This window comes from Allobosea sp. FW305-C-101 (assembly GCF_058783685.1).
Genome location: NZ_JBYSYT010000002.1, coordinates 701,820 through 717,590, shown reverse-complemented (window position 1 = coordinate 717,590; position 15,771 = coordinate 701,820). Strand labels below are relative to the sequence as shown.

The window sequence follows — 15,771 nt, the reverse complement described above, 5'->3', positions numbered from 1 at the left end:
CCAGCCATGTTTGAATCGCCGATGCCTACCTCGAATTTCCGCTTTCCCGGTGTCCTGAACTCCCAGGAACTGCTCGTCGCAGAAGCCGTTCAGGCCAGGGCCTGGGCCGCGATCGGGCATGACGACAGGCTCGATGCCGAGCTGGAGTCCGAGGCCCGCGACCGGCTGGGACGGATCATCCTGCGCCTTATGTCGAACGCGTCCGACTCGGTGTCGGATCTCACGTCGGCTGCCGTCGCCGAGTTCAAGGCGACCCGGCCGACGATCCGCGTCGAGATTTCCGGGCCGAAGGGCGGCTAGCGCCGACCGATTTTCCACGGAAACATCTCGTCATCCCGGGCTTGCCCCGGGATCCATCGAGGGGCGCTGTGCTCTACGATGGATCCCGGATCTCCGCTTCGCTGCGTCCGGGATGACGCGTGTCGTGTGACTTAGCTTAGCCCACTCAATGCGCGGCCATGTCGAGCGGGGGCTCGACATCGTCCGTGATCGGATTGGCGAAGGGGTTCTTGGCGCGGAAGGCCGCGAACTCGTCCTTGGCTGCCTTGAGCAGGGCAGGGTCGTTCAGCACGTCCGTGGCGACGCCGGCCATGGCCTTTGCCGCGAGCGCGAGGCCCTTATGGGCCGCCGGCGCGAGACCCTGCGCGACGAGCTGCCAGGAATGGCCGGGCGTGCCGATCGCGTAGCAGGCGGTGCGGCACTGCACGGTCGGGACGACCCAGCTCACCGTGCCGACATCGGTCGAGCCGACCGAGGTGTCGTTGCCGGCGCCGAGCGGATAGATCTCGTCGCTCAGCGCCTCGCCCTCCTTCGGCTTCAGGTCGAAGCGGCCATAGGCGGCGGCGATGTCCTGCGGGCTCAGCGTCTTCTGGAACTTGGCGGCGAAGGCATGGTCGGCCGCGTCGAAGCCGGGGCCGCCCAGTGCCAGCAGATTGGCCTGCATCGTTTCTTCCAGCGGGCGGTTGCCGACGAGATTGGCGTCGCCCGAGAGCTGCTTGATCGCGACGGTGGTCTCGCTCATCAGGGCAGCGCCCTCGGCGATCTTCTTCACCCGGGCGACGAGTTCCCACATCTCGGAGAGCGTCGCGGCCCGGATGAGCTGGCGCGTCGTCGCCGTGGCCTGCACGACATTGGGGGCGATGCCGCCGGCATTGATGATCGCGTAATGCACGCGCGCCGTCGAAGGCATGTGCTCGCGCATGTAGTTGACGCCGATATGCATCAGCTCGACCGCATCGAGCGCCGAGCGGCCGAGATGCGGCGCGGCGGCGGCATGCGAGGCGCGCCCCGAGAAGGTGAACTCGATCTCGACGCAGGCGAGCGAGAAGGCGCGGTTGACGCCGTTGAACGAGGCGGGGTGCCAGCACAGGGCGATATCGACATCGTCGAAGGCGCCGGCTCGCACCATGAAGCCCTTGGCCGAGCCGCCTTCCTCCGCCGGGCAGCCGTAATAGCGCACGCGACCCTTGAGCCCGTTGGCGGCGAGATAGTCCTTCACCGCGGCGGCAGCGAGCAGCGAGGCCGAGCCCAGCATGTTATGGCCGCAGCCATGGCCGTTGCCGTCCTTCTCGACCGGGGTTTCGGTCGCGTTGCCGGCCTCCTGGCTCAGGCCCGGCAGGGCGTCGAATTCACCCATGATCGCGATGACCGGGCCGCCTTCGCCGGCTTCGCCGATGACCGCGGTCGGGATGCCGGCGATGCCGGTGGTGACGCGAAAACCTTCGCTCTCCAGCATGGCACCGTGCTCGGCGGCCGAGCGGACCTCCTGATAGTTCAGCTCGGGCGTATGCCAGATGCGGTCGGAGAGCCCGAAATAGGCCGGGGCCTTGTCGTCGATCCGACGCCAGACATCCTTGCTGTTGCTCATGGGTAGGTTCCTCCTGCTCGGGTCGTTCGGCCCGATTCCGTGCCGGTTTCTGGCATGTTGCGCGGGCGGCTCACAAGCGGGCTGGCAGCAGGGTTCGCCTGCGCTGGCGGCAGAGGCGGGTCTTCTCCTAGGGATTTGTCGTTGCAAGAACGGCCTTCGCGTTCCGGGCTCGAAGTATCAACCCACGGGGTCGAATACTTTCAGTTTGAAATCATTCAATTGTCGATTCCGCCGATCATTGTTCGTCAAACTCATCTATTTCGGCCAGGTTACGTTTTCGCACTTTCTCTCGAGTGTGGTTTCTGCGATAGGGCGAGCCACATCTTCATAAGACAGCGCTGACATGAAACATCATTCCTTCCGGATCGCCTCTCTCGCCGCCGTTCTCGCGCTCGGCTCCTTTGCGTCGCCCACGCTGTGGGCCCAGGAAGAGCCGGCGGCGCAGCCGGGGCCTGCCGCGCCGCAGCGCCCCGCGCCCCGTCCGGCGCCGAAGCCTGCGCCCAAGCCTGCTCAGCCCGTCGCGCAGGCGCCGGCCTCTCCGGCTGCGCCGAGTGTCAGCCAGCCTGCCGCCCAGGCTGCGACGCTGCCGAACGGCGCTACCGCGATCAACGAGACCTATGGCGACTGGACCGTCGATTGCCGGATCGTCGAGCGGCAGCGGCTCTGCGTGCTCCTGCAGTCGCAGGGCAACAGCCAGACCGGCCAGCGCGTCTTCGCCATCGAGTTGCGCGCGCCGAGGGATGGGCGCGCCGAGGGCACGATCCTGTTTCCGCACGGGATGAAGCTGGAGAACGGCGCGGTGCTCAGGCTCGATGACAAGGATCTCGGCCAGGGCCTGCGCTTCTCGACCTGCCTGGCGCAGGGCTGCCTGCTGCCGATCTCGTTCCCGACGGTCGCGACCGATGCGATGAAGGCCGGCAAGGCGCTGACGGTCGCCGCGCTGAACCTGTCGAACAACGAGCCGGTCTCGTTCAACGTCTCGCTGGGCGGTTTCGGCGCGGCGCTCGACCGCATCGCGCAGATCGACAAGTAGCCGGCAATCGGACCGGCTGTCTGATTGGTGGTTTTCCTCGTTCGGCCGCGCAGCCGTAGCGGAAACCACCAAAGCCGGCCGGCGTCACCTAGAAATTTGGCTCGTTCTGCCAGTGCTTCCGTGCATGATCGGCGGCACTGGGAGTTCGGGCCAATTTCATGACAACAGATCCGCGCCTGCCGTTTCTCGCCGAGCTGGAGAAGAAGATCCTCTGGCTGGCTTCGTGGACGATCCACAACGCCAACCACATCCGCCAGAGCGATGACGGGATGAAGGTCGGCGGGCACCAGGCCTCCTCGGCCTCGCTCGCCACGATCATGACGGCGCTCTACATGGCCGCGCTGAAGCCGCAGGACCGGGTCGCGGTGAAGCCGCATGCCTCGCCGATCTTCCACGCCATCAACTACCTGATGGGCCTGCAGACACGCGAGAAGCTCGAGAATTTCCGCGGCTACAAGGGCGCGCAGAGCTATCCCTCGCGCACCAAGGATATCGACGACGTCGATTTCTCGACCGGCTCGGTCGGCCTGGGCGTCGCGCAGACTTTGTTCTCCTCGCTGACGCAGGATTACGTGAAGGCGCATGGCTGGGCGAAGGACCGGCCGGAAGGCCGCATGGTCTCGCTGATCGGCGATGCCGAGCTCGACGAGGGCAATATCTTCGAGGCCCTGATGGAGGGCTGGAAGCACGGGCTGCGCAACACCTGGTGGATCATCGACTATAACCGCCAGTCGCTCGACGCGGTGATCCGCGAGGGGCTTTACGACCGTTTCGAGACGATGTTCCGCAATTTCGGCTGGGATGTGGTCACGCTGAAATACGGCTCGCTCCAGCAGGCCGCCTTCAAGGAGAAGGGTGGCGAGCGACTGAAGGCCTGGATCGATTCCTGCCCGAACCAGCTCTATTCGGCGCTGACCTTCCAGGGCGGCGCGGCCTGGCGCAAGCGCCTGATGGACGATCTCGGCGATCAGGGACCGGTCACCACGCTGATCGAGAAGCGCTCCGATGCCGAGCTCTCCAAGCTGATGTGCAATCTCGGCGGCCATGACCTGCCGTCTATCCTTGAAGCCTTCGAGGCGATCGATCACGACCGGCCGGTCTGCTTCCTCGCCTATACTGTCAAGGGATTCGGGCTGCCGATCGCCGGACATAAGGACAACCATGCCGGGCTGATGACCAAGGAGCAGCTCGACGGCTTCCGCAAAGCCAACAACGTCCGGCCGGGCCATGAATGGGACCTGTTCGAAGGACTAGACCAGCCCGAGGGCGAGGTCCGCGCCTTCCTCGACACGGTGCCGTTCTTCTCGCAGGGGCGGCGACGCTTCTCGGCTCCGAAGCTGCCGGTTCCGGACAAGCTGGAGGCCGGCATCCAGCCCTCGATGTCGACCCAGATGGGCTTCGGCAAGGTGCTGGACGATCTCGCCAAGACGGGCGGGCCGCTCGCCGACCGGATCGTGACGACGGCCCCGGACGTCACCGTCTCGACCAATCTCGGACCCTGGGTGAACCGGCGCGGGCTCTTCGCCAAGGCGTCGATGGCCGACACCTTCAAGGACGAACGCATTCCCTCGATGCAGAAATGGGAATTCTCGCCGAAGGGCCAGCATGTCGAGCTGGGCATCGCCGAGATGAACCTGTTCATCAATCTCTCGGCGCTCGGCTTGTCGCATTCGATCTTCGGCGAGCGGCTGATCCCGATCGGCACGCTTTACGACCCCTTCATCTCGCGCGGGCTCGATGCGCTGAACTATGCCTGCTACCAGGATGCGCGCTTCATGGTGGTGGCGACGCCGTCGGGCGTGACGCTGGCGCCGGAGGGCGGCGCGCACCAGTCGATCGCGACGCCGCTGATCGGCATGAGCCAGGACGGGCTCTGCTCCTTCGAGCCGGCCTTCGTCGACGAGCTTGCGGTGATGATGCGCTGGTCCTTCGACTACATGCAGCGCGACGGCGAGGGCGATCCCGACGAGCGTACCTGGCTGCGCGACGAGACCGGCGGCTCGGTTTACTTGCGCCTCTCGACCCGGCAGGTCGAGCAGCCGAGCCGGGCGATGACGCCGGAGCTGGAGCGCGCCATCATCGACGGTGCCTATTGGCTCAGGAAACCCGGCCCGAATGCTTCCGTGGTCATCGCCTATACCGGCGCGGTGGCGCCGGAGGCGATCGAGGCGGTCGGGCTCTTGTCCGAGGACCGGCGCGATGTCGGCCTGCTTGCGATCACCTCGGCGGACCGGCTCAATGCCGGCTGGCAGGCGGCGGAGCGGGCGCGCCAGCGCGGCAATCACGAGGCGACGAGCCATGTCGAGCGGCTGCTCGGCGAACTCTCGCGCGATTGCGGGATCGTCTCGGTGCTGGACGGGCATCCGGCGACGCTGGCCTGGCTCGGCAGCGTCCATGGCCACAAGCAGAAGGCGCTCGGCGTCGAGCATTTCGGCCAGACCGGCACGGTCGCCGATCTCTACCGCCATTTCGGCATCGACGCGAACGCGATCGTGCATGCGGCGAATGCGGCAGCGCCGGGGCGGCCGGTGCGTTATCTCAGGGCGCTGCCGGAGTAGGGCGCTTCAATGAAGGGTGTCATCCCGTGCGCGCTGCGGCACGCAGTGCCGCTGCGCAGACACGGGACCGCATGAGGAGAAGGCGCCCTTTCCGGGGCGCGGTCCCGTGTCTGCGCAGCAGCGTTTCACGCTGCGGCGCGCACGGGATGACAAGCGCCCTTCACGATAGGCGCCTGTGAGAAAGTGCCCTTCAGAACCGCGGCGTCGAGAACGTATTCGCGAACGGGTTCACGCCCGCGCCGATGCGGCCGGGCAGGGTACCCTCGCCATAAAGCTCGCCCGTGCTGGCATAGACCGGCGAGGCCGACATGTGCTGGCTGGCGTAGCGGTTCAGCGAGCCGACCGGCACGACATTGCCGGGATCGAGATAGCTGCGCTTCTGGACGGTGACGCGCAGCGGGCCGCGGCGGTTCTGTGCTTCGGCGATGCTGACCATCACCGTCGAGGCCGCAGCAGTGACTGCGAGGATGGCGGCAGCGCGCTTGAACGACATCATGACGGCAATCTCCGGGAGCGGATCGATCCGCTCGATGTAAGCATCCAAAAACCGGTGCAAAGACTAGCACCGCGTCGTTAACAACTTTGTTAGCGCTCGCGGCGGGGCTTTTTCATGCGACGCGGGCGCGGCTCGGGTGTTGGCTCGGCGGTCGCGGTCTTCATGCGCAGGGCCGGCATCGTGCCATCCGCGTCCAACCAGGAGACCTTGCGGCCGGTCGCCGCGAGGCGCGGCGTGGCGCAGCCCGGCTGGCGCTGGAGTTCGCTGCGGGCGAAAGCGGCGCGCAATTCGGGCTCGGCGCCGGCATTGGCGAGGTCGAGCCGGTCGATCAGGCAGGTCAGTTGTTTGCGGTCGCTGGGCTTGGCGCCGGCACACCACCAGCCGCTCATCGCGAAGGGCGCGTCGGGCCCGACTGTGCGAAAAGCGAGGCAGGCGCGGGTTTCCGTACCGTTGCCGAGGACGATATCCGAGGTTTCGAGCGGGCCGAAGCGGGTCTCGATCACGGCGGGAGTGCTGCCGCGTTCGACGGCAAGGCTGCGGAGCGCCGCGGCATGAACCAGCGCGACGGTGAAGGAGCCGGAATGGGCGGCAATGCCGTCGCCCGTCTGCAGGCGCAGCGAAAGATGGGGAGCGGAGCCTGTGAAGGCGCCGAAGCTCAGCAGGTCCTCGCGCTGGCTGCCGTCGCGGCTGCGGCGGGCTTCGATCGCGGGAGCTTCGCGGCCGAATTCGGGGGCTTCCAGATTGAAGATCGCGATCGGGCGGGCGATCGCGACCCAGTCGGCTTCGGTGGCGGCGAGGAGCGGCTTGCGGTTGGCGGCGGTCTGGGTGGTGGCGGCTGCCACGGGCGATGCCAGGCTGGCCAGCTGGGACCGGCCTTCGCCATTCCCGGACAGTGCTGTGACGAGTGCCGCCGTCAGGCTGATGCCGCAAAGCGCGGCCGCGATGCGCCAGGCGAGGGCGCCCGGCAGGCCCAGGCCGCTACGCGGCATGAGGCGGCGAAGGGCACGGGAGGCGATGCGGAAGCCGCTCTCGATCCGGTCGACGCAGGTGATGAGAGCCGGCACGAGATCGATGGCTGCGACCCTTGTCGAGATGATGCGGCACCGAGCGCCGGCAACAGCCAAGCCCCGCCGCAATTGCTGCGACAGCGACCGGAATCGCTCCTTCATCTCGTCCGAACGCAAACGCAATCCGTCACTCCCGCGCGGCGCAGGGCCGGCCGCGCCATCCATCGTCAGGCTGGCAGGCTGGACGCCGAGAGTCGCCGCCGGGTTACCGGCGCCGGCCGATCGGCCAGCAGCGTGAACAGGAGGTCAACGAGCAGGGTTAACGGGCGGAGCCGGCACGGCTATGAGGAGGAGATTGACTTTTCGCCGTTCCCGGTGTTCTGACAAGGCGTGGTGCAAGGTTGCGCCGCCTAGCGAAGTTTTCAGCCCTTCGGGATTGGCTCTGTGACTGTCCGTCTGACGACGACGAAACTCACGACCAAAACGACGACCGGGAAAACCGGCCTGTCGCGCTGACGCTTCGCCTCGGTTCCGGGTCCATCTCCCCCCGGCGGGGAGAGATCGCCGAACCCGCCCGAAACCGGTGCGGGGCGGCCCCCAAAGGGAGACCCGAACCGCCTTATCCGCAAAGGATCACATCATGAGCTTCAAGGTCGCAGTCGTCGGAGCAACCGGCAATGTAGGCCGCGAGATGCTGGACATTCTCGCCGAGCGCGCCTTCCCCGTCGGTGAGGTCGTGGCGCTCGCCTCCTCGCGCTCGGTCGGCACCGAGGTTTCGTTCGGCGACAAGACGCTGAAGTGCAAGGCGTTGGAGCATTACGATTTCTCCGACACCGATATCTGTCTGATGTCGGCGGGCGGCGAGGTCTCGAAGGTCTGGTCGCCGAAGATCGGCGCGCAGGGCTGCGTCGTGATCGATAATTCCTCGGCCTTCCGCATGCATCCCGACGTGCCGCTGATCGTGCCGGAGGTGAATGCCGCCGCTGCCGCCGGCTTCACCAAGATGAACATCATCGCCAACCCGAACTGCTCGACCGCGCAGCTCGTGGTCGCGCTGAAGCCGCTGCACGACAAGTTCGGCGTCAAGCGCGTCGTCGTCTCGACCTATCAGTCGGTCTCCGGCGCCGGCAAGGAAGGCATGGACGAATTGTTCAACCAGACCCGCGCCGTGTTCTCGGCCGGCGAGGTCACCACCAAGAAGTTCCCCAAGCGCATCTCTTTCAACCTCATTCCGCATATCGACGTCTTCATGGAGGACGGCTTCACCAAGGAAGAGTGGAAGATGGTGGTCGAGACCAAGAAGATCCTCGACAAGAAGATCAAGCTGACCGCGACCTGCGTGCGCGTGCCGGTCTTCATCGGCCATTCCGAGAGCGTGAACATCGAGTGCGAGAAGCCGGTCACCGCCGACGAGGCGCGCGAGGTACTGCGCGCGGCGCCGGGTATCCTGGTGATCGACAAGCACGAGCCCGGTGGCTACATCACCCCGCATGAGGCGGCGGGCGAGGACGCGACCTATATCTCGCGCATCCGCGAGGACGCCACCGTCGAGAACGGCCTCGCCTTCTGGTGCGTCTCGGACAACCTGCGCAAGGGCGCGGCGCTGAACGCGGTGCAGATCGCCGAGGTTCTGGTCAACCGCAAGCTGATCCAGCCGCGCAAGCAGGCCGCCTGAAGCAGATTGCGCTGCTCGACCCTGTCCGAAAGCCGGGCGGGTCACCGTAATGTCCACGCGCATGGGCGGGCGACCGTCTTTGCGTGTGGCTATGCAGGGCAAACAGGCTAAGGCTTGCGCAGTCCTTGCGCGTGAACCTTAGCCCTTGCCCAACGCTCCCCTTGATCAACCGCCGGTCGCCGCTCCGCAGGACGGCAGATCGCTGCGCATAGACAATTCCGCGCGCGGCATCGCGCTGCTGCTGCTCTCATCGATTTTCATGTGCAGCGGCGACATCGCCTCCAAATATCTCGCGACGACCTTGCCGGCGCTTCAGATCACCTGGATGCGCTACGGCACCTTTGCCGCGATCATGCTCGTCACCATCAGCTTCACCGGCGGTTTCAGCAGGATGAAGACAAGCCGGCCCGGCCTGCAGGTGCTGCGGGCCCTCGGCGTGACGGTCTCCTCGATCCTGTTCGTGGCCGGGCTGCACGACCTGCCGATGGCGGACGCGACCGCGACCTCCTTCGTCTCGCCGCTCTTCGTGACGGCGCTGTCCATTCCCATCCTCGGCGAAATCGTCGGCTGGCGGCGCTGGCTTGCCACGATCGTCGGTCTGGTCGGCGTGCTGGTCGTGGTGCGCCCCGGCGGCGACGGCTTTCATGGCGCGTCGCTCTTCGTTCTCGGGTCGTCGTTCTTCTGGGCGTTTTCGCTGATCGTGACCCGGATGATGAGCCGCACCGAGATTCCGGTGGTGACATTGGCCTATTCCGCCACGATCGGCTTCCTCCTGCTGTCGCTGGCCGTGCCGTTCAGCTGGCAGGCGCTCGATCTCAAGACGGTGCTGATCGGCCTCTTCATCGGCGGGATCTCGACGATCGGGCATATCTTCCTGATCCAGGCCTTCCGCTATGCGGATGCCTCGCTGCTGGCGCCCTTCGCCTATTCCCAGCTGCTCTGGTCCTCGATCTTCGGCTATCTGGTCTTCGCGGCGATCCCCGATGTCTGGACCTATGTCGGCGCGGCGATCATCGCGGCTTCGGGACTTTACACCGCCCATCGCGAGCGCATCCGCGCCAGGCAGGTCGCCGGCTGAGCTGCGCGACGTTCAGCCCCGCGTTTCATCTCGCCGCCTCAACGCATGGAGAACCCATGTTCTTTGCGCAGCGGAGCGTGGTCGAAACGACTAGAGTGACCGGCAGACTTCCCGCATCACCGCCCTCATTCGCGCCGAAGCCCTTGCCGCAACCTGTCGTTCCCCCATCCGAACCGACGACGGACAAGCCCGCAGGCTCGCTCCGGCGCGACAACGGCCTGCTCGGTATCGGCATCATGCTGCTCGCGACAGTGTTCCTGTCGGCGGGCGATGCGGCAGCGAAGTATCTCGCGACCAGCGTGCCGCCGCTTCATATCGTCTGGCTGCGTTACTTTACCTCGGGGCTGATGCTGCTGGCGATCGTCGGCATCAAGGGCGAGTGGGGCGCGCTTCGGACCCGGCGGCCTGGCATGCACCTGCTGCGCGGCTGCGGCGTGATCGGCTCCTCGATGCTGTTCGTCTCGGCGCTGAAGCTCTTGCCGATCGCGGATGCGACGGCGACCAGCTTCGTCGCGCCGCTCTTCGTGACGGCCCTGTCCATTCCGATGCTGGGCGAGCGTGTCGGCTGGCGGCGTTGGGCCGCGACGCTGGTCGGCCTGGCCGGCGTGCTGATCGTGGTCAGGCCGGGTGGCGCGGAATTCCAGCTCGCCTCGCTGCTGCCGGCGATCTCGGCCATGTGCTGGGCCTTCTCGCTGATCGTGACGCGCATGATGAGCGGGACGGAGAGCCCGCTCGCGACCGTCACCTATTCCACGGTCTTCGGGGCCTTGGTCATGGCGGCGCTGTTGCCATTGCACTGGGTGACCCCGACCTGGGAAATCGTCTGGGTCGGGCTCTTCATCGGCGCGGTCTCGACGGCGGGGCACTGGCTGGTGATCGCGGCCTTCCGCTATGCCGGGGCCTCGCTTCTGGCGCCGTTCTCCTATGTCCAGCTGTTCTGGGCCTCGCTCTTCGGCTTCCTGCTGTTCGCGACCCTGCCGGATATCTGGACCTGGGTCGGAGCGATCGTCATCGCCGCTTCCGGGCTCTATACCGCCCATCGCGAGCGCATCCGCGCCAGGCAGGTTGCTGGCTGAGGCTCAGCCCTGCGGCTTCACGCCGTAGCGGGCCATGAACATCGCCATGGCCGAGCCGACGACGCGTTCGATCTCCTCGTCGCTCGGCGCTGTACGGACGGCATTGAACAGGCGCGGGCGGGTCAGGGTCGACTGGCAAAGGTCGAGGAACTGGACGGCGGCGAGATAGGTGTCGTCGATCGCGAGCTTGCCCTCGGCGACCATGCGGTCGAGATAGCCCGCGATCAGCTTGGAGCCCAGCATCGGGCCGTTCTCGTAGAAGCCGCGGCCGAGGTCCGGCATGCGCTCGGCCACGCCGATCACCACGCGATGGGCGCTGACGGCGAGGTCGCCATTGATCATCCTGACGATGCAGCGGCCGAAGGTGGTCAGCGCGCGAACGGGATCGGAATCCTCGTTGAGGGCCTCGATCGCGCCGCGCTTCTGGGCCTCGCGCTCGCGCTGGATCAGTGCGACGAAGAGATGCTCCTTGTCCTCGAAATAGACATAGAGCGTGCCCTTCGAGACGTTTGCGGCGGCGGCGATGTCGCTCATGCTGGCGGCGTCGAAGCCGCGCGAGGTGAAGACCTGCAAGGCGCCGTCCAGGATCTGGCGGCGCTTGTCGGGATCGGTGCCGGCGATCCGACGATTGCGGGCACCCGTCTTTACCGGGCTTTCAGGGCTTTCCGACATTTCATTCCGGCCCGGTCTGCGGGCCCTGCATGGCAGCTGCGAAAAAGAATCGAACCAACCGGTTCGATTTGACTTGATATGCATCATGCCCCGCGCTATTTCAAGCGCAATCGAACCGGTTGGTTCGAATTGACATGCAGGACGCCCAATGTCTGCTGAAACCGCCACCGAACACCGCCGTGACCGGCTGAAGCTGGTCGATGCCAAGGCCGAGACCGCCCAGCCAGCGGCCGAGCCAGCCACCGCCCGCGACGCGCAGGCTAAGAGCACGCCGTCCGAAGCCGCCGAGGCCAAGGGCAAATCCGGAAAGAGCCCGCTGAAGCGCGGCGCGCTGCTGGTAGTGGGCGCTGCCGTTATCGGCGCCGGGCTCTGGTACGGTATCGACTGGTGGCGCAATGGCCGCTTCATCGTCTCGACCGACGATGCCTATGTCGGCGCTGAGATGGCGACCGTCTCGGCCAAGCTCTCGGCCAATATCGCATCCGTCTCGGCGCGGCAGAACCAGGAGGTCAAGGCCGGGCAGCCGCTCGTCGCGCTTGATGATGGCGACTGGCGCATCGCGCTGGACAGCGCCCGCGCCAAGACCGCGACGGCGCAGGCGACGCTCGCTCGCATCGACAGCCAGGTCGAGGCCGCGCGCGCGGCCCAGTTGCAGGCGCAGGCGCAGCAGAATTCGGCTGAAGCCGCAGTGACGCGCACGGCTGCCGATTTCGAGCGTGCCAACAGCCTCGCCGCCAAGTCCTACGGCTCGCAGGCGACGCTCGATGCCGCGACGGCCGGGCGCGATCAGGCCGTTGCCGCGGTGGCGAGCGCCAAGGCCGGTGTCGTGCAGGCGCAGGCCAATATCAAGGTTCTGGAAGCGCAGCGCATCGAGGCCGCCCGTCAGATCGACGAGCTGAAGGTCGCCGAGCAGAAGGCCGAGCGCGATCTCTCCTTCATGAAGATCGCGGCGCCGATCGACGGTGTCATTGCGAATACCAACGTCCAGATCGGCGACCTCGTTGGCGCCGGCAAGCGCCTGATGTCGATCGTTCCGCTCGACCAGGTCTATGTCGACGCCAATTTCAAGGAGACGCAGGTCGGGCCGCTGAAGACCGGCGACAAGGCGAGCATCACCGTCGATGCTCTGCCGGGACAGGTCTTCCACGGCACGGTCAGCGGCATCGCCGGCGGCACCGGCTCGGTCTTCACGCTGCTGCCGCCCGACAACGCGACCGGCAACTTCACCAAGATCGTCCAGCGCGTGCCCGTGCGGATCACGCTCGACAAGGAGGCGACGGCGAAGCACGTGTTGCGGCCGGGCATGTCGGTCGTGGTCTCGATCGACCCGCGGCCGGCAGGCCAGCGCTGATCAAGCGGTACTGGTGAAGCGGCACTGATGAAGCGGGTCATCCCGCACGCGCTGCGGCACGAAGTGCTGCTGCGCAGATGCGGGACCGCGAGACGAGAAGTTACCGATTCCCGGCGCTGTGAGGGCGCCTTGTTCTGATGACGGTCCCGGGTCTGCGCAGCAGCGTTTCACGCCGCAGCGCGCACGGGATGACACCCCGAGGAAAGGTAGGCCAGCATGGCCACCGCGACCCTGAATGCGCCGGCGGGAGCGCCCCCGGCTTCGGACGCCGTCCCCTTGCGCCGGATCTTCGCCTTCATGGCGATGGTCTTCGGCATGTTCATGGCGATCCTCGACATCCAGATCGTCTCGGCCTCGCTGGCGGAGATCCAGGCCGGCCTGTCCGCCTCGTCCGACGAGGTCGCCTGGGTGCAGACCGCCTATCTGATCGCCGAAGTGATCATGATCCCGCTTTCCGGCTATCTCAGCCGGGCGCTGTCGACGCGGGTGTTCTTCTCGATCGCGGCCGCGGGTTTTACCATCGCCAGCGTGCTCTGCGCGCAGGCGACCTCGATCAACGAGATGATCCTGTGGCGGGCGGTGCAGGGCTTCATCGGCGGTGGCATGATCCCCGGCGTTTTCGCCGCGGCCTTCACCATCTTCCCGCCGTCGAAGCGGCCGGTGATCTCGCCATTGATCGGCCTTGTCGCGACGCTGGCGCCGACGATCGGCCCCACCGTCGGCGGCTATCTCAGCCATGCCTTCTCCTGGCATTGGCTCTTCCTCGTCAATGTCGTGCCCGGCATCGGCGTGACCATCGCGGCCTGGACGCTGATCGATTTCGACAAGCCCGACCACAGCCTGATCAAGCGCTTCGACTGGCTTGGGCTCGCCGCCATGGCGGCCTTCCTCGGCAGCCTCGAATATGTGCTGGAGGAGGGGACGCGGCTCGACTGGTTCCAGAGCCATGAGATCGTGTTCTTCTCGGTCGTGATGGTTCTGGGCGCGGTGCTGTTCTTCTGGCGGGCGCTGACGCGGGACGATCCTTTGGTCGATCTCTACGCCTTCAGGAACCGCAACTTCGCCTTCGGCTCGCTGTTCTCCTTCACCATGGGCATCGGCCTCTACGGGCTGACCTATCTCTACCCGGTCTATCTCGGGCGCATCCGTGGCTATGACGCGCTGATGATCGGCGAGACGATGTTCGTCACCGGCCTGTGCATGTTCCTGACGGCGCCGATCGCCGGGCGCCTTTCGACCAAGCTCGACCCGCGCGTGATGATGATGATCGGCTTCGGCGGCTTCGCGGTCGGCACCTGGTGGGCCTCCTTCATCACCTCGGACTGGGATTTCTACGAGCTCCTCGTCCCGCAGATCCTGCGCGGTTGCTCGCTGATGCTGTGCATGGTGCCGATCAACAACATCGCGCTCGGCTCGCTGCCGCCGCAGCAGCTCAAGAACGCGTCCGGCCTCTACAACCTCACCCGCAATCTCGGCGGCGCCGTCGGGCTCGCGGTGATCAACACGATGCTGAACACCCGCACCGACCTGCATATCACCCGGCTACACGAGATGGTGGCGGCCGGGCGCGGCGTGGCGGAGGAGGCGATCGCCAATACGGCGCAGCGCTTCATCGACTATGGCGATGCGGCCCAGACCATGGCGCTCGCCCTGATTAACCAGCGGGTCCACAAGCAGGCGCTGGTCATGGCGTTCGGCGACGTCTTCCTTGGCCTGACCATGATCTTCGCGAGCCTGGTCGTGATGGCGCTGTTCCTGCGCAAGCCGCCGAAGCCCGCCGCGGGTGGCGGAGGCGGCGGCCACTAGCCCTTTTCCACGCGGGGCTTGCGGCTGCGGAGCGCTCGGGAATCGCGGCCTTGAAAGCCGTAGTCATGCGTTCCAAGCAGGGCGCCGGCACCGCGGTCACGCGGTTGTGCTGTGGACGCTACGCGATGCCGCAGCTGCGAAGATTGACATTTGAGCGGTGTTTTGGCAAAAATGACAATAATATCAGTAGTTTAGAGGTTTTCTAAACTACGCTGCCGAGGTTCGGCGTGTGGAAGGCGTTACAATGAGCGTTCTGGCGAGCAAGGATCACGATCACAGGCCGGTGGCGGCCGATCATATCCCGTGGCCGCAGAAAAATCCGACGAGCTGCCCGATCAGCGCCGTGAAGGCGCGGTTGCGGACGGCGGGCCTCAGGCCCACGCGCCAGCGCATGGCTCTGGGTTGGCTGCTCTTCGCCAAGGGCGACCGCCATGTCAGCGCGGAGATGCTCTATGAGGAAGCGCTGCGGGCGCGCGAGCCGCTTTCGCTCGCGACCGTCTACAACACGCTGCGCCAGTTCTCGGAAGCCGGCCTGCTGCGTCAGGTCTCCGTTTCCGGTCCGAAGACCTTCTTCGACACCAACGTGTCGGAGCACCACCATTTCTACAACGAGGACGACGAGACCGTCACCGACATCCCGGGCTCGATGATCCAGGTCGCGGGCCTGCCGGAAGCGCCGGAAGGCATGGTGATCTCTTCGGTCGAGGTCATCGTCCGCCTGCGCAGCGCCGATGGCGAGGAAATCGAGACCAAGCGGGTGGTGGGCCACCACGCGTGATCGTCTGCTCCTGCAACGTTCTGTCCTGCGGTCAGATCAAGGGGACAATCGCTGCTGACGGCAGCGGCCCCCGGACGGCCGGCGAGGTCTACGATTGCCTGGGCTGTAGCCCGGATTGCGGGCGTTGCGCGCGTGAGGTCCGGGCTCTTCTGGCCGAAGCCCGCGCCGTCTGCGCGACGCAATGCGGCAGCTGCGCCAGCCGCGAGGTCGAGTGCGCGGTGCATGTTTCGGTCGGCATCATGCTCGACGGGATCGAGCTGAACGACGAGAGCATCGCGGCCTGAGCGCTGCCCCGATCGCCTGAGCGATCAAAAATGGCGAGACCCCTTTTTACCTCTTCACTTCCGGGCAGGCCGGGTCTACATTAGGATTAT

At 66.1% G+C, this 15,771-nt stretch carries 14 protein-coding genes; 10 read left to right on the top strand and 4 right to left on the bottom strand.

The features are described from left to right. The first annotated feature begins 21 nt into the window (after positions 1-21). Complete coding sequence (locus AC3WMA_RS10955) at positions 22-300, top strand: hypothetical protein (RefSeq protein ID WP_492285388.1); 279 nt, start codon at positions 22-24, stop codon at positions 298-300. A 145-nt stretch (positions 301-445) separates the two neighbouring features. On the opposite strand, the gene AC3WMA_RS10950 is transcribed toward AC3WMA_RS10955, so the two are convergent. Then, positions 446-1,867, bottom strand: a complete 1,422-nt coding sequence (locus AC3WMA_RS10950; RefSeq protein WP_492285387.1) for a M20 family metallopeptidase — start codon at positions 1,865-1,867, stop codon at positions 446-448. A 343-nt stretch (positions 1,868-2,210) separates the two neighbouring features. Here AC3WMA_RS10950 and AC3WMA_RS10945 point away from each other — a divergent pair, with 343 nt between their 5' ends. Next, complete coding sequence (locus AC3WMA_RS10945) at positions 2,211-2,900, top strand: invasion associated locus B family protein (protein ID WP_492285386.1); 690 nt, start codon at positions 2,211-2,213, stop codon at positions 2,898-2,900. A 158-nt stretch (positions 2,901-3,058) separates the two neighbouring features. Continuing rightward, positions 3,059-5,458 (top strand): thiamine pyrophosphate-binding protein, encoded by a 2,400-nt coding sequence (locus AC3WMA_RS10940; protein ID WP_492285385.1) that lies wholly within the window; start codon positions 3,059-3,061, stop codon positions 5,456-5,458. Between the two features lie 190 nt (positions 5,459-5,648). Here AC3WMA_RS10940 and AC3WMA_RS10935 read toward each other — a convergent pair whose 3' ends face one another. Together AC3WMA_RS10935 and AC3WMA_RS10930 are read right to left on the bottom strand one after the other, a co-directional pair. Beyond that, positions 5,649-5,954: a hypothetical protein gene (locus tag AC3WMA_RS10935; RefSeq protein WP_492285384.1), complete on the bottom strand. Its 306-nt coding sequence runs from the start codon at positions 5,952-5,954 to the stop codon at positions 5,649-5,651. Between the two features lie 89 nt (positions 5,955-6,043). After that, positions 6,044-7,144, bottom strand: coding sequence for a hypothetical protein (locus tag AC3WMA_RS10930; protein WP_492285383.1), 1,101 nt, complete (start codon positions 7,142-7,144; stop codon positions 6,044-6,046). Between the two features lie 457 nt (positions 7,145-7,601). Here AC3WMA_RS10930 and AC3WMA_RS10925 point away from each other — a divergent pair, with 457 nt between their 5' ends. The 3 genes from AC3WMA_RS10925 to AC3WMA_RS10915 all read left to right on the top strand — a co-directional run bounded on the left by AC3WMA_RS10925 (position 7,602) and on the right by AC3WMA_RS10915 (position 10,790). After that, positions 7,602-8,636 carry an aspartate-semialdehyde dehydrogenase gene (locus AC3WMA_RS10925; RefSeq protein ID WP_492285382.1) on the top strand — a complete coding sequence of 345 codons (1,035 nt, stop codon included), beginning with the start codon at positions 7,602-7,604 and terminating at the stop codon, positions 8,634-8,636. Between the two features lie 145 nt (positions 8,637-8,781). Continuing rightward, positions 8,782-9,714 carry a DMT family transporter gene (locus AC3WMA_RS10920; protein ID WP_492285381.1) on the top strand — a complete coding sequence of 311 codons (933 nt, stop codon included), beginning with the start codon at positions 8,782-8,784 and terminating at the stop codon, positions 9,712-9,714. A gap of 143 nt (positions 9,715-9,857) precedes the next feature. Beyond that, on the top strand, positions 9,858-10,790 hold the full coding sequence (locus tag AC3WMA_RS10915) for a DMT family transporter (protein WP_492285380.1): 933 nt from the start codon (positions 9,858-9,860) through the stop codon (positions 10,788-10,790). Positions 10,791-10,793: 3 nt separating this feature from the next. Here the strand turns inward: AC3WMA_RS10915 and AC3WMA_RS10910 are convergent, their stop codons facing one another. Further along, on the bottom strand, positions 10,794-11,462 hold the full coding sequence (locus tag AC3WMA_RS10910) for a TetR/AcrR family transcriptional regulator (protein WP_492285379.1): 669 nt from the start codon (positions 11,460-11,462) through the stop codon (positions 10,794-10,796). Between the two features lie 148 nt (positions 11,463-11,610). Here AC3WMA_RS10910 and AC3WMA_RS10905 point away from each other — a divergent pair, with 148 nt between their 5' ends. The 4 genes from AC3WMA_RS10905 (at position 11,611) to AC3WMA_RS10890 (ending at position 15,681) form a co-directional block, all read left to right on the top strand. Continuing rightward, a complete protein-coding gene (locus AC3WMA_RS10905; protein WP_492285378.1) occupies positions 11,611-12,813 on the top strand; it encodes an HlyD family secretion protein in 1,203 nt (400 codons plus the stop codon). Between the two features lie 216 nt (positions 12,814-13,029). Next, positions 13,030-14,619, top strand: a complete 1,590-nt coding sequence (locus AC3WMA_RS10900) for a DHA2 family efflux MFS transporter permease subunit (protein ID WP_492285377.1) — start codon at positions 13,030-13,032, stop codon at positions 14,617-14,619. Between the two features lie 244 nt (positions 14,620-14,863). Further along, a complete protein-coding gene (gene irrA, locus AC3WMA_RS10895) occupies positions 14,864-15,397 on the top strand; it encodes an iron response transcriptional regulator IrrA (protein WP_492285376.1) in 534 nt (177 codons plus the stop codon). Continuing rightward, entirely contained in the window at positions 15,394-15,681 is a 288-nt protein-coding gene (locus AC3WMA_RS10890) for a (2Fe-2S)-binding protein (RefSeq protein ID WP_492285375.1), read from the top strand. The genes irrA and AC3WMA_RS10890 overlap by 4 nt, the downstream gene beginning before the upstream one ends. Positions 15,682-15,771: the final 90 nt, after the last annotated feature.

Bases quoted from the DNA above. Each gene is read 5' to 3' on its own strand.
- AC3WMA_RS10955 (WP_492285388.1), top strand. From the start codon at position 22: ATGCCTACCTCGAATTTCCGCTTTCCCGGTGTCCTGAACTCCCAGGAA.
- AC3WMA_RS10950 (WP_492285387.1), bottom strand. From the start codon at position 1,867: ATGAGCAACAGCAAGGATGTCTGGCGTCGGATCGACGACAAGGCCCCG.
- AC3WMA_RS10945 (WP_492285386.1), top strand. From the start codon at position 2,211: ATGAAACATCATTCCTTCCGGATCGCCTCTCTCGCCGCCGTTCTCGCG.
- AC3WMA_RS10940 (WP_492285385.1), top strand. From the start codon at position 3,059: ATGACAACAGATCCGCGCCTGCCGTTTCTCGCCGAGCTGGAGAAGAAG.
- AC3WMA_RS10935 (WP_492285384.1), bottom strand. From the start codon at position 5,954: ATGATGTCGTTCAAGCGCGCTGCCGCCATCCTCGCAGTCACTGCTGCG.
- AC3WMA_RS10925 (WP_492285382.1), top strand. From the start codon at position 7,602: ATGAGCTTCAAGGTCGCAGTCGTCGGAGCAACCGGCAATGTAGGCCGC.
- AC3WMA_RS10910 (WP_492285379.1), bottom strand. From the start codon at position 11,462: ATGTCGGAAAGCCCTGAAAGCCCGGTAAAGACGGGTGCCCGCAATCGT.
- AC3WMA_RS10905 (WP_492285378.1), top strand. From the start codon at position 11,611: ATGTCTGCTGAAACCGCCACCGAACACCGCCGTGACCGGCTGAAGCTG.
- AC3WMA_RS10900 (WP_492285377.1), top strand. From the start codon at position 13,030: ATGGCCACCGCGACCCTGAATGCGCCGGCGGGAGCGCCCCCGGCTTCG.
- irrA (WP_492285376.1), top strand. From the start codon at position 14,864: ATGAGCGTTCTGGCGAGCAAGGATCACGATCACAGGCCGGTGGCGGCC.